The organism is Breoghania sp. (assembly GCF_963674635.1).
Taxonomy (GTDB): Bacteria; Pseudomonadota; Alphaproteobacteria; order Rhizobiales; family Stappiaceae; genus Breoghania.
The window spans coordinates 2,285,803-2,303,393 of the sequence record NZ_OY771475.1 but is presented as its reverse complement, the minus strand read 5'-3'; the positions used below and the strand labels follow the sequence as shown (position 1 = coordinate 2,303,393).

At 62.5% G+C, this 17,591-nt stretch carries 18 protein-coding genes; 5 read left to right on the top strand and 13 right to left on the bottom strand.

Going from position 1 to position 17,591, the window contains the following annotated elements; all coding sequences use genetic code 11:
• Nucleotides 1-3: 3 nt before the first annotated feature.
• The 11 genes from ABGM93_RS09955 to ABGM93_RS09905 all read right to left on the bottom strand — a co-directional run bounded on the left by ABGM93_RS09955 (nucleotide 4) and on the right by ABGM93_RS09905 (nucleotide 10,970).
• Complete coding sequence (locus ABGM93_RS09955) at nucleotides 4-1,233, bottom strand: RNA methyltransferase (protein WP_321499099.1); 1,230 nt, start codon at nucleotides 1,231-1,233, stop codon at nucleotides 4-6.
• 60 nt (nucleotides 1,234-1,293) lie between these two features.
• Entirely contained in the window at nucleotides 1,294-2,040 is a 747-nt protein-coding gene (locus tag ABGM93_RS09950) for a TlyA family RNA methyltransferase (protein ID WP_321499098.1), read from the bottom strand.
• Nucleotides 2,041-2,098: 58 nt separating this feature from the next.
• Nucleotides 2,099-2,242, bottom strand: a complete 144-nt coding sequence (locus ABGM93_RS09945) for a hypothetical protein (protein WP_319772964.1) — start codon at nucleotides 2,240-2,242, stop codon at nucleotides 2,099-2,101.
• Nucleotides 2,243-2,341: 99 nt separating this feature from the next.
• Nucleotides 2,342-2,956, bottom strand: coding sequence for an SCO family protein (locus tag ABGM93_RS09940; protein ID WP_321499097.1), 615 nt, complete (start codon nucleotides 2,954-2,956; stop codon nucleotides 2,342-2,344).
• 4 nt (nucleotides 2,957-2,960) lie between these two features.
• On the bottom strand, nucleotides 2,961-3,473 hold the full coding sequence (locus ABGM93_RS09935) for a copper chaperone PCu(A)C (RefSeq protein ID WP_321499096.1): 513 nt from the start codon (nucleotides 3,471-3,473) through the stop codon (nucleotides 2,961-2,963).
• Between the two features lie 114 nt (nucleotides 3,474-3,587).
• Entirely contained in the window at nucleotides 3,588-3,992 is a 405-nt protein-coding gene (locus ABGM93_RS09930) for a hypothetical protein (protein WP_321499095.1), read from the bottom strand.
• A gap of 67 nt (nucleotides 3,993-4,059) precedes the next feature.
• Complete coding sequence (locus ABGM93_RS09925; protein ID WP_321499094.1) at nucleotides 4,060-5,505, bottom strand: MFS transporter; 1,446 nt, start codon at nucleotides 5,503-5,505, stop codon at nucleotides 4,060-4,062.
• 316 nt (nucleotides 5,506-5,821) lie between these two features.
• Complete coding sequence (gene dxs / locus ABGM93_RS09920) at nucleotides 5,822-7,738, bottom strand: 1-deoxy-D-xylulose-5-phosphate synthase (protein WP_321499093.1); 1,917 nt, start codon at nucleotides 7,736-7,738, stop codon at nucleotides 5,822-5,824.
• A 495-nt stretch (nucleotides 7,739-8,233) separates the two neighbouring features.
• Nucleotides 8,234-8,485, bottom strand: a complete 252-nt coding sequence (locus tag ABGM93_RS09915; RefSeq protein ID WP_319772970.1) for an exodeoxyribonuclease VII small subunit — start codon at nucleotides 8,483-8,485, stop codon at nucleotides 8,234-8,236.
• A 123-nt stretch (nucleotides 8,486-8,608) separates the two neighbouring features.
• The gene (locus ABGM93_RS09910; protein WP_321499092.1) at nucleotides 8,609-9,535 is read right to left on the bottom strand and encodes a histone deacetylase family protein; all 927 of its coding nucleotides are present in this window, start codon (nucleotides 9,533-9,535) and stop codon (nucleotides 8,609-8,611) included.
• A 421-nt stretch (nucleotides 9,536-9,956) separates the two neighbouring features.
• The gene (locus ABGM93_RS09905; protein ID WP_321499091.1) at nucleotides 9,957-10,970 is read right to left on the bottom strand and encodes an L-threonylcarbamoyladenylate synthase; all 1,014 of its coding nucleotides are present in this window, start codon (nucleotides 10,968-10,970) and stop codon (nucleotides 9,957-9,959) included.
• A 210-nt stretch (nucleotides 10,971-11,180) separates the two neighbouring features.
• Here ABGM93_RS09905 and ABGM93_RS09900 point away from each other — a divergent pair, with 210 nt between their 5' ends.
• The 3 genes from ABGM93_RS09900 to ABGM93_RS09890 all read left to right on the top strand — a co-directional run bounded on the left by ABGM93_RS09900 (nucleotide 11,181) and on the right by ABGM93_RS09890 (nucleotide 14,689).
• Nucleotides 11,181-12,965, top strand: a complete 1,785-nt coding sequence (locus ABGM93_RS09900; RefSeq protein WP_321499090.1) for an acyl-CoA dehydrogenase — start codon at nucleotides 11,181-11,183, stop codon at nucleotides 12,963-12,965.
• A gap of 126 nt (nucleotides 12,966-13,091) precedes the next feature.
• Nucleotides 13,092-13,796 (top strand): crotonase/enoyl-CoA hydratase family protein, encoded by a 705-nt coding sequence (locus ABGM93_RS09895; RefSeq protein ID WP_321499089.1) that lies wholly within the window; start codon nucleotides 13,092-13,094, stop codon nucleotides 13,794-13,796.
• Between the two features lie 17 nt (nucleotides 13,797-13,813).
• Nucleotides 13,814-14,689, top strand: a complete 876-nt coding sequence (locus ABGM93_RS09890; protein ID WP_321499088.1) for an NAD(P)-dependent oxidoreductase — start codon at nucleotides 13,814-13,816, stop codon at nucleotides 14,687-14,689.
• 52 nt (nucleotides 14,690-14,741) lie between these two features.
• Here the strand turns inward: ABGM93_RS09890 and ABGM93_RS09885 are convergent, their stop codons facing one another.
• Together ABGM93_RS09885 and ABGM93_RS09880 are read right to left on the bottom strand one after the other, a co-directional pair.
• On the bottom strand, nucleotides 14,742-15,728 hold the full coding sequence (locus ABGM93_RS09885) for a J domain-containing protein (RefSeq protein WP_321499087.1): 987 nt from the start codon (nucleotides 15,726-15,728) through the stop codon (nucleotides 14,742-14,744).
• A gap of 217 nt (nucleotides 15,729-15,945) precedes the next feature.
• Nucleotides 15,946-16,443 (bottom strand): RT0821/Lpp0805 family surface protein, encoded by a 498-nt coding sequence (locus ABGM93_RS09880; RefSeq protein WP_321499086.1) that lies wholly within the window; start codon nucleotides 16,441-16,443, stop codon nucleotides 15,946-15,948.
• Between the two features lie 22 nt (nucleotides 16,444-16,465).
• Between ABGM93_RS09880 and pdxH the strand changes: the two genes are divergently transcribed.
• Together pdxH and ABGM93_RS09870 are read left to right on the top strand one after the other, a co-directional pair.
• Nucleotides 16,466-17,104: a pyridoxamine 5'-phosphate oxidase gene (pdxH, locus tag ABGM93_RS09875; protein ID WP_321499085.1), complete on the top strand. Its 639-nt coding sequence runs from the start codon at nucleotides 16,466-16,468 to the stop codon at nucleotides 17,102-17,104.
• 274 nt (nucleotides 17,105-17,378) lie between these two features.
• The gene (locus ABGM93_RS09870) at nucleotides 17,379-17,555 is read left to right on the top strand and encodes a hypothetical protein (protein WP_319772305.1); all 177 of its coding nucleotides are present in this window, start codon (nucleotides 17,379-17,381) and stop codon (nucleotides 17,553-17,555) included.
• Nucleotides 17,556-17,591 lie beyond the last annotated feature (36 nt).

Genomic DNA, 17,591 nt, shown 5'->3' with positions numbered 1-17,591 from the left:
GGCTCACTCCCGCGTTAGAAGGGCGACCACCTCAATGTGGGGCGAAAACAGGAACTGGTCCACCGGCAGAACCCATTTTAGGGCATAGCCGCCGTCGATCAGTGTACGCAGATCGCGCGCCAGCGTCGCCGGATTGCAGGAAACCGCAACCACGGTTCTCACTTTTGACAAGGCCAACTGGGCTGCCTGCTCCTTCGCGCCTGCCCGTGGCGGATCGAAGACGACCGCATCGAAGCCGTCCAGTTCCTCCGGCCTCAGCGGACTGCGGAAGAGATCGCGCACGTCCTGCGAGATGGTCTTCAGCCCTGAGGCGCGCCGCCATGCGGTGTCGAGCGCGGCCATGGCAGGCTTGTCGCTTTCAACCGCCAGAACCATGGCTTCATGGGCAATGCGAAGCGCGAAGGTGCCCGAACCCGCAAAGAGGTCCGCGACACGTTTCGCGCCTCCAATTCCTTCCAGCACGGCTTGCGACATGGCGGCCTCGGCTTCCGCGCTTGCCTGCACGAACCCGCCCGGCGGCGGCACCATGGCCGCGCCCGCAAAATCGAGCGCGGGCGGGCGGATCTCGATCACCACCTCGCCATTGACCGAAAGCCGCGCGAAATCGGCTTCGGCTGCGAAACGCCCGAGCGCGGGGAAATCGCGCGAGGTCTTGCGGTCCGCTCCGTCGATGGCGACGTCGAGGCCTGCGGTTGTGTCGAGAACACTCATCCGCAACTCGCCCTTGCGCGGAGCAAGGCGGGAGGCGAGGCCGTTGAGCGTGGGCAGGGCGGCAACGATGCGCGGCGTGAGCACGGGGCAGGCCTCGATCCCGACAAGTCGGTTCGCCATGCGCTCATGATAGCCCAGCAGCACACGCCCGCCCGCGCGCACGGCGGAAAGAACCGCCCGCCTGCGGGTGCCGGGTCCGGCTTCGACAATCGGCCGGATATCCGCCTCGATACCGCGCGCGGCAAGGGCGGCCTTGACCTGCTCTTCCTTCCACGCGCGATAGGCGGTTGCCTCCATGTGCTGAAGCGCGCAGCCGCCGCAAACACCGTAATGCGGGCAGATTGGCTCGACGCGTTGAGACGAAGGGCTCTCGACCGAGAGAAGCCTTGCGCGTTCGCCCTTGCGCTCGATCTGGACTGTCTCACCCGCCAGGGTCAGCGGCACGTAAATCGGCTTGTCGCCGACAAGGGCGACACCGTCGCCGCGGTGGGCAAGGTGATCGATGGTAACGGTCTCGGGCATCAAAGCGCGTCCTGCTGGTCATTCTCCATGGCCGGGCATACAGGATCGCGCAGGCAAAGGCTACGCCGGGCTTTCGTCCTTCGCAGCACCCAGCAGATATTCCCCGTTGCCATCGCCGCCCTTGATGGGAGAGGGCACCATGCCGAGAACCCGCCAGCCGGGCTGTGCATCGAGCCAGTCGCGGATCTCAAGGGCGACCTCTTCCGCGATGTCGGGGGCAACGAGGCCGCCCTTGCCGATCCTGTTTTTGCCCGCCTCGAATTGCGGCTTGACCAGAAACAGGCCGCGCGCATCGGGCCCAGCCAGGTCAAGCGCAGGGGGAAGCACCAGTTTCAGCGAGATGAAGCTGACATCGCTCACGAGAATGCCCGGGGCGGCGCTCAGATCCTCGCGCGTCAGGGCGCGGGCATTGAGACCCTCCAGCGAGTTGACGCGCGGGTCGTTCTGCAACGAGGCGTGAAGCTGGTCATGGCCCACGTCGATGGCGTCGACATGGCTGGCCCCACGCTCCAGCAGCACTTGCGTGAAACCGCCTGTGGAGGCCCCGATATCGAGACATTGGCAGCCGGTTACATCGAAGGAAAACGCGTCGAGCCCAGCAATCAGCTTCAGGGCCGCGCGCGAAACATAGCCTGCGGCAGGGTCATTGATGGTGATGTCGGCACCGGGGGCAACCGTCTGGCCGGGCTTGGAGGCCTGCTTGCCTGCCACGTGAACATGTCCGCGCAGGATCGCGTCGCGTGCCCGTGCACGACTTTCCGCAAGGCCCCGGTCAACCAGCATCTGGTCTAGGCGCAGCTTCGCCATTGTTTCTTGTCTTCGCTGATGAAAATGGGCGTGGCGCCCTTGATGGAGAGAGCGCCGATCAGCCCAAGCAACCGGCAAACCCGTTCAGCAGCATCTGCACGAAGATCTGTTCGCCATGACGGATCCACAGAACCGCGGCCCCCAGCAGGAGGACGGCTCCGATTGCGCCGATGGCAGCCCATGTGGCCGGTGTCGTTGACATGTGATCGCCGTGCTCTGGTTGCGGATCGCCATAGGATAGCGCAGTCGGCGGGTGCCGTCAGCTACCCGCCTTGACAATGCTTGTCGGATTTTGCGCCGCCTAACCGTTCTCCGCCAGACGTCGCAGCTTGGCGAGAGCCGTCTCGCTGTCCTCTCCATAGGCAATCGTCCCAACGAAACGCAGGGTGCCGTCGAAGAGATAGAGGCCGGCAGAGTGGTCCATCAGGTAATCACCGTCCTCGCGCTCCACCCGGCGCGCATAGACACGGTAGGCCTTGATGACAGCGTCCACCTGCTCGCGTGTGCCGGAAAGCGGGACGATGCGGTCGTCGAAAGCGCCGACATAGGAGGCCATCACTTCCGGCGTATCCCGTTCCGGGTCGACGGAGACGAACACATAGTTCAGCTTGTCGGCATCCGGTCCGAGTTGCTCGATCCAGCCCTGAAGCTCCGCCAACGTGGTCGGGCAAACGTCCGGGCAGAAGGTGTAGCCGAAGAACATCACCGAAGGCTTGCCCTTCAGATCGGCCTCGGTAAACGTGTTGCCTTCGCCATCGACCAGGGTGAAGGGACCGCCAATGCTGGCGACGGGGGTCAGCAGTCCATTGCCGTCCTTCTGGGAGAGATAGTTCCAGCCCAGCAGGCCTCCCACACACAGGACGAGGGCGGCAATTGCCGCCCAAGCCCCGTATCGAATGATCTTTCCAGTCTGCATTGTCCTACTGCTTCTTCATGTGGCCATGGCCGTGCATGTCCATGTGAGCGGGCATTTTGGAACCAGCCTTGGAAACCGGCATCGTGATGTCGACGCTGCCCGCCTTTTCGAAGGTCAGGGTAACAGGGACCGTTTCGCCCTCCACGAAGGGCTCCTTGAGCTTCATGAACATGACGTGATAGCCGCCGGGCTTCAGCTCCAGCGTCTCACCAGCGGGAACTTCCAGCCCGCCTTCCATTTCGCGCATGGTCATGATGCCGTCCTTGACGGCCATCTCGTGGATCTCGGTCATCCCGGCACGCGGGGAAGACGCGGATACCAGCCGGTCAGCCTCCGAGCCGTGATTGGTCACCTTGAGGAAGCCGCCGCCCGCCTTGGCCTGACCGGGGGTGGCCCGGGTCCACGGGGTCTCGATGGTGAGATCGCCGAGTTTCACGGGTTCGGAACCGGCCTGGGCGGAAAAGGCGAGGGTCAGCGAAAGGGCGGCCGCGGCGGCAAGGGAATAAAGGGTCTTCATTGTCATATCTCCTCCGCATGGTGGCTCTGGGCGCACCATGCACATGAACGATGGCGAGTGGGCTCGCCGAACTAGACTGCCGGTATCTGGGTATCAGTGTCCGGCTCTGATCGTTCAGGCGTGAGAGGGGGGCGCGCGTATCCGCGCATGGGACAGCGGGTCTTGCGTCGCCGGTCTGTCCTGGGCGGACCGCGTCAACCGAATGGGTGCGCCATGGGCGGGCATGGGCAACAGCGCCGCCGCTCCCGGCAGGCCGCAGGCGAGGGCGCAATTGACATGATGACAGATGCCACAGGGGCAGTGGAAGGCATCCCACGGCGAGCCCTGAACAGGCTCCGCGCCGCCGGTTTGCCCTGAGCAAATGATGAAAGTCGGCTCGTCGGCAAGGGCATCTGTCGGCGCCATGGTCAGCGCGAACATTCCCACCAGCACACGCGCAACGACCGACAACGCCGCCAGCGTGGACAGCGTTTGCCGTTCTTTTCTCAACAGGTACAGAAAGCCGAACCGGGTTCTCATCGCGGGCTGACTATGCGGCATGAGGCCGAAGGCGTCGAGCGATAATTGCCGCCTTCAACATGCCTTGTCAGTCTTTTAGAGGTGTTTCGCCGCCCTGCCGTACCTCCGGCGCGGAGGACTCTGCGGGTTCGGCAACAGCCTCCGGCTCGGGCTCCGGCGCAGGCTCCGCTGGCAGTGCGTCGGCTTCTTCCTCGTCCCATGCGGTTTCCCAGGCTTCCGCGACTGTCTCCGGGTCGGGGGTGAGGTCGGGAGCGGGGGCGAACTCCGGCAGGACAACATTCGGGTGGCTTTCGTCGAACAGTTCCGGCGTCAGCACACCACCGACTTGCGCGGTACCGGCAAGGTCGAACTCGGTGTGCAGGCGTGCGGCCGGTGCCTCGCGCACCTGCATCCGGAAGAGAACGTAAATCGCCAGCAGGAACATCACGAGCGAGACCATGGCATAGAGGCCGCTCGGGCCGAGTTGGACCATCATGATGGACGCGACGATGGGGCCGATGGTGGAGCCGATGCCATTTGCCAGAAGCAGGCCGGAAGACGCCTCCACGAACCCATCCGACTCCACATGGTCGAACGCATGTGCGGCGGCGATGGAATAGGCGGGTTGAGCGAAAAACCCAAGAAGCCCGGCGCTGGCGATTGCCAGGCCTGAGGTCGTCGGTTCAAATCCAGCGATAAGGCCTGCGACGACGCCGGACGCAAAGGCCAGTCCGATCAGAACGACACGACGGTCCATGCGATCGGAAAGACGACCGATTGGCCACTGCCCGAGCGCGCCGCCGAAGATGATCGCGGAGGCGAAATAGGCGACATCCGCCTTGTCGAAGCCGATCTGGCGGGCATAGAGCGGGGCCAGCGTCCAGTTGGTGCCGTTGGCCAGACCGATGAACAGGCTGCCGACAAAGGCGGCCGGCGAAATCTTGTAGAGTCTCATCGGCCGGAAGCGCACCAGCGTGATGGGGGCTGGTTGTTGGGAGCGGGTCAGCGAGATCGGCACCACCGCCAGCGACACCGCCACTGAAGCGAGTACGAATGCGGTAAAGCCGGCAGGGTCGATCGCGGTCAGCAGCAACTGGCCGCCTGTGATGGCGGCAAGGTTGACGATGATGTAGGTGGACATCAGCGCGCCGCGATTTTCGTTCGTCGCGCGTTCGTTGAGCCAGCTTTCGACAATGAGGTAAAAGCCCGCAAGGGTGAAGCCATAGGCGAAGCGAATGACGCTCCAGGCGATTGGCTCAGCCAGAACGGGATAGAGGATCGCGCTGGCCGACCCCAGTGAGACGAGTGCCGCGAAGGCCCGGATATGTCCGGCGCGCAAGACCGCGAAGGGGGCCATCACGCAGCCCAGCACGAAGCCGCCAAAATAACTCGATGACATTGTGCCAATGGCGACCGGCGAGAAGCCCTCCAGGTCCGCGCGCACGGGCAGCAGCGTTGCCTGAAGGCCGTGGCCGAGAAGCATGAGGGCGACCGAAAGCAGAAGGGCGGCGATCGGATTTAGAGCTTTGGCCATGGCGTGTCACTGAAGTGTCGTGCGTCGGGGAGTTGCGGTAGCCTGCAAAACGCGGAAACAGGTAATCCGTTCCGTGACATGCCGGTGTCTATTCCAATAGAGCCACGGCACAGCACCGGCGCGGCGCTGGGGCGTGTTGTCGTGTATCGGCTTGCCGCCACGGTCGAAACGCGACCGCAACGCTGAGCCTTTGAACCGGCTCCAACTCAACCCGGAACGCGGCAGAATTGCGGCGTCGAGGCAAGGCCGTCGACGCCGCATCACATTAACTGCGCAAGATTAATGCTGGGAGGATGAAAAGGGCTTTAATGCCTGGTCAGGCAAATCGCCCGATCTCGGCCGCATCCCGGCCAAAAGCTTCGAAGACCCGCGTCACGATGCCATGCGCATCGAGCCCGGCCGCCTTGTACATCGCGTCCGGCTTGTTGTGCTCCACGAAAGTGTCCGGCATCATCATTGTGCGAAGCTTGACCCGCCCGTCGAGCAGTCCCTCGTCGATCAGGAACTGCGCGACATGGGCGGCGAAACCACCTATTGAGCCTTCTTCCACAGTGATCAGAACTTCGTGTTCGCTTGCCAGCCGGCGCACCAGATCCGTATCGAGCGGTTTGGCGAAACGCGCATCGGCCACTGTGGTGGACAGCCCGCCAGCCTCCAGCGTTTCCGCTGCCTCCAGACAGGCCGCCAGCCGGGTGCCAAACGAAAGCAAGGCGACCTTGGTGCCCTCGCGCACAATGCGCCCGCGTCCGATCTCCAGAATCTGGCCACGTGCCGGCATCTCCACGCCGACGCCCTCGCCGCGCGGATAACGGAAGGCTATGGGCCCCTCATCGAAGGCGGTTGCGGTGGCAACCATGTGCTTCAGTTCCGCCTCGTCGGCGGCCGCCATCACCGTAAACCCGGGAATGGAGGCGAGGTATCCGATATCGAAGGTGCCCGCATGGGTCGGCCCGTCCGCCCCCACGAAGCCGGCGCGGTCGATTGCGAAACGTACCGGGAGATGCTGGATGGCCACGTCATGCACGACCTGATCGTAGGCGCGTTGCAGGAAGGTGGAATAGATCGCCGCAAAGGGCTTGTAGCCCTCGGTCGCAAGGCCGGCGGCAAAGGTCACCGCATGCTGTTCGGCGATGCCGACATCGAAAGTGCGTTCAGGGAATTCCTTGCCGAAGAGATCGATGCCGGTGCCTGACGGCATGGCTGCCGTCACCGCGACGATCTTGTCGTCGTCCTTGGCTTCCTGAATGAGGCTTTCGCCGAAAACGCGCGTGTAGCTCGGGGCATTGGCGACGGGTTTCGCCTGCTTGCCCGTAATCACATCGAAGCGGGCGACGCCGTGATACTTGTCGGAGGAGCTTTCGGCAGGCTCGTAGCCCTTGCCCTTCTGGGTGACCACATGGACAAGAACCGGCCCGGTGCTGCTGTCGCGCACGTTGCGCAGGACCGGTAGCAGGTGATCGAGATTATGCCCGTCGATCGGCCCGACATAGTAGAAGCCGAGCTCTTCGAAAAGCGTGCCGCCGGTGAACAGCCCGCGCGCATACTCCTCCGCCCGCGCAGCGCCTTTCTGCAAGCCGTCGGGCAGAGCCTTGGCGACGCTCTTGGCCAGCTCGCGGAACGAATGATAGGTGCTGCCGGATACAAGCCGCGCGAGGTAACCGGACATCGCTCCCACGGGGGGGGCGATCGACATGTCGTTGTCGTTCAGCACCACCACGAGCCTGGACTTGAGTGCCCCGGCATTGTTCATGGCCTCATAAGCCATGCCCGCGGACATCGCGCCATCGCCGATCACCGCGATCACATTGTTGTCACGGCCCTCCAGATCGCGCGCGACCGCCATGCCGAGCCCGGCGGAAATCGATGTGGAGGAGTGGCCCGCCCCAAACGGGTCATAGGGGGACTCGGCGCGCTTGGTGAAGCCTGAGAGGCCGTCGTTCTGGCGCAAGGTGCGGATGCGGTCGCGCCGCCCGGTCAGGATCTTGTGCGGATAGGCCTGATGGCCCACGTCCCAGATCAGCCGGTCATCGGGGGTGTTGAAGATGTAATGCAGGGCGACAGTCAGTTCGACCACGCCGAGCCCGGCGCCAAGATGGCCGCCCGTTTCGGAAACCGCTGCGATCGTCTCCGCGCGCAGTTCGTCGGCCACTTGCCTCAATACGCGCGGCTCAAGCCGCCGCAAATCTTCAGGCAGGGAGATGGTGTCGAGAATTGGTGTGCCGGACTGCGTCATGTCGGAGCTGCGCGCCTGCTCGTTGTCTTGGAATAGGCACGCTTACACCACAGGCCCCGCTGGCGCAAATGATGCAATTTCCCCGGGGGTGCCTTCCGCAGGTGAAACGCGGCGCGAAGTGCCGAATTCCGTAGCGTCCCAGGGGGTCGGGGATCAAAATTTCAGTGTTATACTCATTAGGGTGATGATTTTTACGGAGAAACAGAATATAAAACAGGCGTGGTCGATGGGGCCACGTGCACAGTGAACGACTTGGGCCGCGGTTCGCCGCGGCCCTTTTTTCTGTGCGAATGGAGTATACGTGGTTCGCCGAAAGCGCGCGCTGTTGCCGGACTGCGCATTCTATTGTCGGTAGTATGATTGTGATGTTACGTAACTTGCGGTTTTAGTCCGCACCAATGCCTGAATCGGTGATATGATCACTTGAAGCGACGGATTTTCGTCAAATTCAGGTAAAATCGCTCCGGAAGCCGGCTTTTGCGGCGAAAGTCACCGCTACTCGACGTCGAGAGGCTCTGTGCCTGCGGCCTGTCCGTCATTTCCACGACGAATCTTCTCCACCTTGGCCTCCGCTGCCTTCAGCAATGTGTCGCAATGGTTGCGCAGGGCCTCTCCGCGCTCATATTGCGAAATGCTCTCCTGAAGGGGGACGTCGCCGCGTTCCAGCTTCTGCACAATCGATTCGAGTTCGCGCAGGGCTTCCTCAAAACTCAGATCGGCAACGGGCTTGGCGGGAGTGTCGGTCATGAGGGGCAGGGCCTTGTCTGTCGGGGGGAATCGCGAGGCGGCAGGGTCTGCCGTGGCGTGTCCGCCGTCAAGGGGGCGCTGAAACGGGCATGGTGCCGGAATTGGATCCATGGCCCTCTTGGGTCAGGAATCCATCAGCGTCATGACATGGGCGGCAACGGATCGCGCAAGGCCTTCAAGATCGTATCCGCCTTCAAGCATGGAGACGACGCGGCCATTGCAGGAGGTATCGGCGATGTCCATCAGTTTGGCCGTGATCCAGGCGAAGTCTTCCTCGACCAGATTGATGTTGGCCAGCGGATCGCGCCTGTGGGCGTCAAAGCCGGCGGAGATGAGAAGGAGGTCCGGCTTGAAGGCCGCAAGGCGCGGCAGAAGCATGATCTCCACGGCTTCCTTGAATTGTTCGCTACCGTCTCCGGCCATGAGCGGCGCATTCACGATCGTTCCTGCGCCGGTCTCGCTCGCCGAGCCTGTGCCGGGAAAAAGCGGCATCTGATGGGTGGAACAGTACATCACGCTCGGATCGTTCCAGAAAATGTCCTGTGTCCCGTTGCCGTGATGCACGTCGAAATCCACAATCGCGACCCGTTCCGCCCCGTGCGTCTTCTGCGCGTGACGTGCGGCGATGGCGATATTGTTGAAGAGGCAAAAGCCCATTGGCTTGTCGTATTCGGCATGATGGCCGGGCGGGCGGATGGCGCAGAAGGCATTTTGCACCTTGCCCTCCATCACTTCATCGACTGCCCGGCACCCAGCGCCGACGGCGCGCAGGGCGGCATCCCAGCTGCCCGGCGAGACGGTCGTGTCGCCGTCGATCCGCGCCAATCCCTGTTCGGGCACATGCTTGCGCACATTCTCCACGTGCCGCTCCGGATGGGCAAGGATCACGGCCTCAAGGCTGGCCATCGGGGCGGCATCGCGTTCCAGCGTCTGGAAGCGTTCATGTTCGAGAATGCGATCAACCGCCCGCATGCGATCAGGCCGCTCCGGGTGACCCAGCGGCGTGTGGTGGTCGAGAAAGCTGGAATGATGCAGAAGCAGTGTCGCCAAGACGGCACCCGATAATTGTTATTAGTGCATTTATCAGACGCGTCCGCGCGATTTCTGTCAATGCGCCTTATCGAGAAGGCGCTTCCTCTGCGGCCTTCCCGGCGATTTTAAGCCAGTGGCCGTCGAACTGCTGGCGCATATGGGGAGGAGGAAAAAGAAAAAGGCGACAGTTATATCGGATAACTGCCGCCGCTCAGGTGCGGGCAAAAGGGAGGTGACTTGCCCGAGGTTGGGAGGTCCGCTGCATCACCAGGGTTCCGACAATGTTTATGCCAGAACATCTGGCTTGGAACAATGGAAAAGCCATGTATTCGGAAAAAGAAAACACTATTAGTATCGCGACATAAGGGAAAATACCGACAAATATTAATCGTAAGTTGCTTGCGAATGTCTGTTTAACGGTCATCTTACTGTTAAATCATCAGCCTGAGCGTGCGCCTGCCCCTGTGCGATCCGCGGCGGCGCGGGAAAGTCTGTCGTTAAGCGCCTCGCCCAGCCCCGTGTTCGGTATGGGTGCAACGGCAATGGATGGGGCGCCGCTGGCGTCAAGCGCGCGCAGCTGCGAAAAAAGATGCGCAGCGGCTTCTGCGAGATCACCGGTTTCGCTCAGGTTCAGGCGGGGGGAGGTGGTCTTGGCAATGATCTCCGGCACGGGGCCGAAACCGAGATAGGCTTCACCCGGCGCGATGCTCATTGCGTTGAGCCGAACCCTGGCGCGTGGCGCGTAATGCGAAAGCAGCATGCCGGGAGCTGCGGGGGCATCGCCCCGCGAGCCGGTTGGGCCCGACAATGGCCCGCCCAGGACGCGTTCGGCCTCCTCGCGCGCAATTCCACCGGGACGCAACAGGCGGGCTTCTTCGTCGATCAGAGCGATAATGGTGGATTCCACCCCGACACGTGTCGGCCCGGCATCGAGAATGACGGGCACCGCGTCGCCGAGGTCTTCCTCGACGGCCGCCGCAGTGGTGGGGCTGATTCGGCCTGACCGATTGGCGCTGGGCGCCGCCAACGGGCGTCCCGTAACCTGCGAGAGCATCTGCATGACGGGGCTGTCGGGGACGCGCACCGCGACGCTGTCGAGCCCGGCGGTCACCAGATCGCAGATCGCAGAGCCCTCGCAGCGCGGCAGAACAAGTGTCAGCGGCCCCGGCCAGAAAGCTTCCGCGAGGGCCTCCGCGCGCTTGTCGAACACGGCATGAATACGGGCGCTGGCGGTGTCGGCAAAGTGGCTGATCAGCGGGTTGAAGCTCGGGCGGCCCTTTGCGGCATAGATTTTAGCGCATGCCAGCGGATTGGTTGCATCCGCGGCAAGTCCATAGACGGTTTCAGTTGGAACGGCTACGAGATCGCCTGCGGCGACAGTATCGACTGCGTGTCGGAGGCCTTCCGTTTCGGACAATTCCGCAGAATACGGGTCGATGCGCCAAATAGTCATCGAAGGTTCCCTAGCGGCATCGTTGACGACATGTTTTGGGGCGTTACTGTCGCCTGCGAGGCGGTTTCGAATGAGGCTGCGTCATCCGTTTGAAACCGGCGTGCATGGAGGCATGTCGGCGCGCATGCGATCAGGCATGCAATCGGTTGACGCTGGCCTTTTGCGCAACCTGCAGCCCCACGTCAAGGTCAAGGGTGAGGATTGGCTTTCATGTACAGATCTCCGGTATCTGAAATCGGTTTTACGCTGAAGCATGTCGCGGAATTCGACAGGGTCGCTGAAGCCTATGGTGGTGACGAGTTGAGCGACGACCTGGTCGACGCGATCCTTGAGGAGGCGGGACGCTTTGCGGCGGAGGAAATCGCGCCGCTCAACCAGATTGCCGACAAGCATGGAGCGCGCCTTGAGAACGGTGAGGTCACGACCCCACCTGGTTGGAAGGACGCCTATCACGCCTGGGCGGAAGGCGGCTGGAACGGACTGACTGCCTCGCCGGATTTCGGCGGGCAGGGCCTGCCGACCATGTTGTGGGTGGCCACCTATGAAATGTGGAACTCCGCTTCCATGGCTTTCGCCATCGGTCCGACGCTGACGGCGGGCGCGATCGAGGCGCTGAGCGCACATGCCAGCGAGGATCTTCAGGCCACCTATATGGAAAAGCTCGTGACCGGCGAGTGGATGGCGACGATGAACCTGACGGAGCCGCAGGCTGGCTCCGATCTCGCAGCCCTGCGCTCGCGCGCCGAGCGCAACGAGGACGGCACCTACTCCATCTTCGGTCAGAAGATCTTCATCACCTATGGCGAGCACGATCTGACCGACAACATCGTGCATCTGGTTCTGGCCCGGCTTCCCGACGCCCCCGCGGGCACTCGTGGCATCTCGCTCTTCCTGGTACCGAAATTCCTGCTCAATGCCGACGGGTCGCTGGGCGAGCGCAATGACGTGGCCTGCGCGTCCGTGGAGCACAAGCTCGGCATTCACGGCTCTCCCACCTGCACCATGGTTTATGGTGACAATGGCGGGGCGAAGGGATGGATCGTCGGTCAGGAGAACAAGGGCCTCGCCTGCATGTTCACGATGATGAACAACGCGCGGCTCGCGGTCGGCGTGCAGGGGCTTGGCGTTGCCGAGGCCGCGCTTCAGCGCGCGGTTGCCTATGCGCTGGACCGCCGTCAGGGCAAGGCGTCGGGATGGACGGGAGAGGGCATGGCCCCGATCGCCATGCATCCCGATGTGCGCCGCAATCTGATGACCATGCGGGCTTTGACCGGCGTTGCGCGCGCGCTCTGCTACCGTTGCGCCGCCGCCATCGATATGGCGCATCAAAGCGAAGGCGATGACAAGAAGCGCTGGAGCGAACGCGCGGCGCTGTTGACGCCCATCGCAAAGGCGATGCCCACCGATATCGGCGTGGACGTGGCGTCTCTCGGTGTGCAGATCCATGGCGGCATGGGCTATGTGGAAGAAACGGGCGCGGCCCAGTTGCTCCGCGACGCCCGTATCGCACCGATCTATGAAGGCACCAACGGGATCCAGTCCATCGATCTGGTCATGCGCAAGCTGCCGCTTTCAGAAGGCAACGAGGTGCGCGGCTTCATCGAGGAGCTTCGCGCCATCGTGAAGGAGGCTGGTGCTCAGAACGTCGATGGCTTTGCCGACATGGCTGCCAAGGTGGCTTCCTCGCTCGATGATCTGAGTACGGCGACCGACTGGTTGCTGGAGGTCCTCAAGGAGGGGCGCCACGACGAGGCTCTGGCCGGTGCCACACCCTATCTGCGCCTGTTTGGCCTGGCGTCCGGCGGCGCGTTTCTTGCGCAAGGTGCGCTGGCAACCGCGCGGGGCGGCATGAGCGGGCCCGCCGACAAGCTTCGGGTGCAGGTGGCACAGTTCTTTGCCGAGAATCTGATCTCGGAGACGGCGGCGCTGCGCTCCACCGTCATGGAAGGCGCGGCAACGCTTCTTGCGGCGGACGCCGCCTATATGGAGAGCTGAGCGGCCTGGCCAGACAGGTCTGATGAAGGGGCTGGCCGGGGTCACTGGCCAGCCGACAGTGTTTCTTGCGGACCGGGGGGAGATATGATCCGCATCCAATTGAATGAAATGGTTCGGACCATCCGCATGGATCGTCCCGAAAAGAAGAATGCCCTCACGCGGGTGATGTACGATCAGATGGCGGAGGCGTTGGAGGACGCCAACACCAATGACGATGTGCGGGTCTCGATGATCCTGGGCGGGCCGGGCGCTTTTACCGCCGGTAACGATATCGCCGACTTCCTCAAATTCGCCCAGACGGGCGAGGGGCTCGGGATGGAGGTGATCCGCTTCCTGAAGGCGATCGCATGTTCCCAAAAGCCGGTGATCGCGGTGGTCGACGGTCTCGCGATCGGTGTCGGGGTGACCATGCTCTTTCATTGCGACATGGTCTTCGCGACCCCGCGTTCTCAATTGAAGACACCGTTTCTCGACCTTGGGCTCGTTCCGGAAGCGGGGTCCTCGCTGTTGGCGCCTGCCCTCATGGGCTACCAGCGGGCTTTCGAGATGCTCTGTCTTGGCGTGCCCTTTGATGCCGATGCGGCATGGCGGGCTGGGCTCGTCAATCACATCGTTGGTGAGGATGTGATCGAAGAGACCGCGATGCAGGCTGTGCGACTTCTGGCTTCCAAGCCGCAGGAAGCTCTGGCCCTTGCGCGCAATTTCATGCGTGGAGATCGCACCGCGGTGACGGAGCGTCTGGAAGCGGAGAGCGCGGCGTTCCGCGTACGCCTGCGTTCTGAAGAAGCGCAGGCCGCTCTTTCCGCGTTCATGGCGCGCAGCAAGACCTGATCGGGGAGGTTACGACAATGAGTGTTTCGGGGAGCCTGAAGGGCAAGACGCTGTTCATTACTGGCGCATCGCGCGGGATTGGCCTTGCCATCGCGTTGAAGGCGGCACGAGAAGGCGCGAATGTTACCATCGCGGCCAAGACCGCAGAGCCCCATCCCAAGCTGGCGGGGACAATCTATACCGCGGCTGATGAGATCGAGGAGGCGGGCGGCAAGGCCCTGCCGCTGGTCGTCGATGTACGTGACGAGGAAAGCGTGGCGCAGGCCATCGAGGAGACGGTCGCCGCCTTTGGCGGGCTAGATATCCTCGTCAACAATGCCAGCGCCATCCAGCTCACCAATGTGCGCAACACCGACATGAAGCGCTTCGACCTGATGCATCAGGTCAATACGCGCGGCACGCTGATGACTTCGAAATATGCGATCCCGCATCTGGAGAAGGCGGAAAATCCGCACATCCTCATGTTGTCGCCGCCGCTCGACATGAAGGAGAAGTGGTTCGCCAGCCACACGCCCTATTCCATAGCGAAATATGGAATGAGCCTCGTCGTGCTGGGGCTGGCGGGCGAATTGCGCTCAAGCGGCATCGCGGTCAATGCACTGTGGCCGCGCACCGTCATTGCGACGGCGGCCATTCAGAACCTGCTGGGCGGTGAGGCCGTGATGCAGACGGGCCGCAAGCCGGACATCATGGCCGATGCGGCTGCGGAGATCTTCCGCAAGCCAGCCCGCGATTTCACAGGCAATTTCCTGATCGACGACACGGTCCTTGCAGGCGAAGGCTGGACCGATTTCGACCAGTACCGCATCGACCCCACACAGCCCCTGACACCCGATTTCTTCGTGCCGGACGATGACCCGGCTCCGGTGGATCTTGGGCCCGTGGCAGGCTGAGTTCGAAATGAGAAAAGGGGGTCTTTCGGCCCCCTTGCTTGTTCGGCTTCGATTATTCCATGCCCGAACGCGGATTGTAGGGCTTGGTGCTCTGCCACACGCGCATCAGCGCTTCCAGATCAGCGTCGCCGCCTTCCGGCAGCACGATGCGCAACGTCACCATCAGGTCGCCATGACCGCCGCCCTTGGTCGGCAGTCCCTTGCCCTTCAGGCGCAGCGTACGTCCGCCGGAGGAATTGGCCGGAATGGTCAGCTCCACCGCATTGTCCAGTGTCGGTACACGGACCTTGCCGCCAAGCGCCGCCTCATAAAGCGTGATCGGCAGGTTCAGTCGCAGATTGCTGCCCTCCGGCGTGAAATGCGGATGGGATGCGAACTGGATCGTCACCCGCGCATCGCCAGCAGGCGCCCCGTGCGCGCCGGGATTGCCCTGCCCCTTCAGACGGATCTGATCACCCGACTGTGTGCCCGGCGGCACCGTCACGTTGAGCGTCTTGCCGTTGGGCAGGGTCACACGGGCCTTGCCGTCATGGGCATAGTCCTTGAGCGTGACCCTGGCGGTCACATTGACGTCTTCGCCGCGCTGAGGCCGGGCACGCGTCCCGGTTCCGGCTCCCGCACCCATGCCAGCGCCGCCCATGCCTGCGCCCGCACCCTTGGTGCGCGCGCCGCCGAAGCCGCCGAAAATCTCGTTCAGGATATCGTCGAAGCCGCCGCTGCCGGCACCGCCGCCGCCTGCCTGGCGGAAGCCGCCCCAGCCGCTGCCCCGGCCCGCGCCACCTGCGCCGCCAAAGCCTTCGAACCCCTGAAAACGCTGCTTGCCTTCCGCATCGATCTCGCCGCGGTCAAACTGGGCGCGCTTGGTCTTGTCGCCAACGATTTCATAGGCCTGGTTGACCTCGGAAAATTTCTGCTGGGCCGACTTGTCGTTGGCGTTCTGATCGGGGTGGTACTGCTTGGCAAGCTTGCGGAATGCGCGCTTGATGTCCGCCTCGCTCGCGGATTTGGAAACGCCAAGAACTTGGTACGGATCACGCATGATCAGGTCCGTCATTGTGAAAGGGCGCAATGCGCCCCGGATACAGGGCAATCTCGGGTGGACGCCGCAAGGGCATCCGTTCGAGGGAGATATGGGGTGCCGTAGGAATAAATGCCAGAGGCGAGGTGGATCCGGATGCATTATGCAATCCGGTCTGTTGCCCGAACCTTATCCGTTTCGACGAAATCGCGGCGCAGGTTCTCGTTCGACCGTCCGCTCAAGCACCTGCGTCAGCAGGCTTTAACACGGTGACGTGCCACTTGTCGAAGCTGTCCGGGCAGGCGATGCCGGAATAGGCGCGCACACCCTCGATCGTATTGGCCGTGGTGGAGAACTTGCGGCACCCGTGGACGCCCTTGGGGTCTGCGTCAACGATCTCGAAGATCGTGCCCTGATTGCCCGTTTCCGGGTTCACCCAGGCAAGCTGGGTCGCGTTGGGGGCGGCTTCCGCGTTCTTGTCCGCAGGCGCGTTGGCAAGGGTGGAGGCGATGACGCCGCGGTCGGTTTCAACGACCTCGCTTTCACTCTCGGGCGTTTCCATGCCCTTTATGGAAGCGGTTTTCAGACCTGTGGCTTCACTCTCGGCAGTTTCGCCCATCGGGAATGAGATATGTCCGCAACCCGCCAGCGCGAGCAACCCGATAACAGTCACCACAAGACGCTGCTGGCGCCATCCGGTGCGAAGGGTATAGAACGTCGCGTGCTGACCACTCATGCCGAACCTGAAGGCAACTCCAATGTCTGAGACGATCAAAGATCCCTTTGAAGGGTTAACAAAGGGTAATTCCGCAGGGAACGCGGAACCATTTCGCATTTTCTCTGAATGGTTTGTAGAGGCGGAAAAGGCTGAGAGCAACGATCCCAATGCGATGTCGGTCGCAACTGTGGATGAAAACGGCCTGCCGAACGTGCGTATGGTGCTGCTCAAGGAAGTCGATGAGCGCGGCTTCGTTTTCTACACCAACTATGAAAGCGCGAAAGGCCGGGAATTGCTGTCTTCCGGCAAGGCCGCCTTGTGCTTCCACTGGAAGAGCCTTCGCCGCTGCGTGCGGGTGAGGGGGCCGGTTGTGCAGGTGGCGGATGAAGAGGCGGATACCTATTACGCCTCGCGCGCCCGTGGCAGCCGAATCGGAGCCTGGGCCTCCAAGCAGTCGCGCCCGCTGGAAAGCCGTTTTGCGCTGGAAAAGGAAGTCGCCCGTTACACCGCGAAGTTCGGTTTCGGCGAAATTCCGCGCCCTGCGCACTGGTCGGGCTTCCGCGTCCAGCCCGTCGAGATCGAGTTCTGGCAGGACCGTCCTTTCCGTCTGCACGACCGGCTGGTCTTCAAACGGGACGCGCTCGACGCGGCATGGACCATCCAGCGTCTCTATCCCTGAAGGCGCGTCTTTGGCAGAAAACGGGGCTTTCGGCGCTGACGCAGCGGCAGAATGATATCGCGGATTGTGTCAGATCGGCTGGTTTGTCGCATGCTCAACGACCGTGTTTCGATTGACCCGCAAATGACTATTCGCGAAAGATTACATGCTGTCGCCGAAAGTGACTGGCCATGTAAAAGACATGCTGAGATCCTGAAAGTGACGCAATCGCAAGGAAAACTGCGGACGTCTGGCCCATGAGATGGCCGAATGAAGCGCGATGCGGATGAGGACAATGAGCAAGGACATGCAAACTGACTTCCACCAGGGCGACCAAAAGCCCGACCTGCGAAAGCTCTACAAGCCGGTTGGAATTCAGGCGATTACGGCGGCGACCGTGTGCCACCGCGAATTGCAGCAGAAGAAAAAGAACAGTCGCAAGCGGATGCTCGCGGCGTTTCCGATGGACTGATCGACTGTCCTTCGGGATGGTTGGGATGGCAGCGGG

Coding starts and splice junctions, on each gene's coding strand:
- ABGM93_RS09900 (WP_321499090.1), top strand. CDS start 11,181: ATGTACAGATCTCCGGTATCTGAAATCGGTTTTACGCTGAAGCATGTC.
- ABGM93_RS09890 (WP_321499088.1), top strand. CDS start 13,814: ATGAGTGTTTCGGGGAGCCTGAAGGGCAAGACGCTGTTCATTACTGGC.
- ABGM93_RS09925 (WP_321499094.1), bottom strand. CDS start 5,505: ATGGCCAAAGCTCTAAATCCGATCGCCGCCCTTCTGCTTTCGGTCGCC.
- ABGM93_RS09930 (WP_321499095.1), bottom strand. CDS start 3,992: ATGAGAACCCGGTTCGGCTTTCTGTACCTGTTGAGAAAAGAACGGCAA.
- ABGM93_RS09935 (WP_321499096.1), bottom strand. CDS start 3,473: ATGAAGACCCTTTATTCCCTTGCCGCCGCGGCCGCCCTTTCGCTGACC.
- ABGM93_RS09895 (WP_321499089.1), top strand. CDS start 13,092: ATGGATCGTCCCGAAAAGAAGAATGCCCTCACGCGGGTGATGTACGAT.
- ABGM93_RS09905 (WP_321499091.1), bottom strand. CDS start 10,970: ATGACTATTTGGCGCATCGACCCGTATTCTGCGGAATTGTCCGAAACG.
- ABGM93_RS09870 (WP_319772305.1), top strand. CDS start 17,379: ATGAGCAAGGACATGCAAACTGACTTCCACCAGGGCGACCAAAAGCCC.
- ABGM93_RS09885 (WP_321499087.1), bottom strand. CDS start 15,728: ATGCGTGATCCGTACCAAGTTCTTGGCGTTTCCAAATCCGCGAGCGAG.
- ABGM93_RS09940 (WP_321499097.1), bottom strand. CDS start 2,956: ATGCAGACTGGAAAGATCATTCGATACGGGGCTTGGGCGGCAATTGCC.
- ABGM93_RS09880 (WP_321499086.1), bottom strand. CDS start 16,443: ATGAGTGGTCAGCACGCGACGTTCTATACCCTTCGCACCGGATGGCGC.
- ABGM93_RS09915 (WP_319772970.1), bottom strand. CDS start 8,485: ATGACCGACACTCCCGCCAAGCCCGTTGCCGATCTGAGTTTTGAGGAA.
- pdxH (WP_321499085.1), top strand. CDS start 16,466: ATGTCTGAGACGATCAAAGATCCCTTTGAAGGGTTAACAAAGGGTAAT.
- ABGM93_RS09950 (WP_321499098.1), bottom strand. CDS start 2,040: ATGGCGAAGCTGCGCCTAGACCAGATGCTGGTTGACCGGGGCCTTGCG.
- ABGM93_RS09955 (WP_321499099.1), bottom strand. CDS start 1,233: ATGCCCGAGACCGTTACCATCGATCACCTTGCCCACCGCGGCGACGGT.
- ABGM93_RS09945 (WP_319772964.1), bottom strand. CDS start 2,242: ATGTCAACGACACCGGCCACATGGGCTGCCATCGGCGCAATCGGAGCC.
- dxs (WP_321499093.1), bottom strand. CDS start 7,738: ATGACGCAGTCCGGCACACCAATTCTCGACACCATCTCCCTGCCTGAA.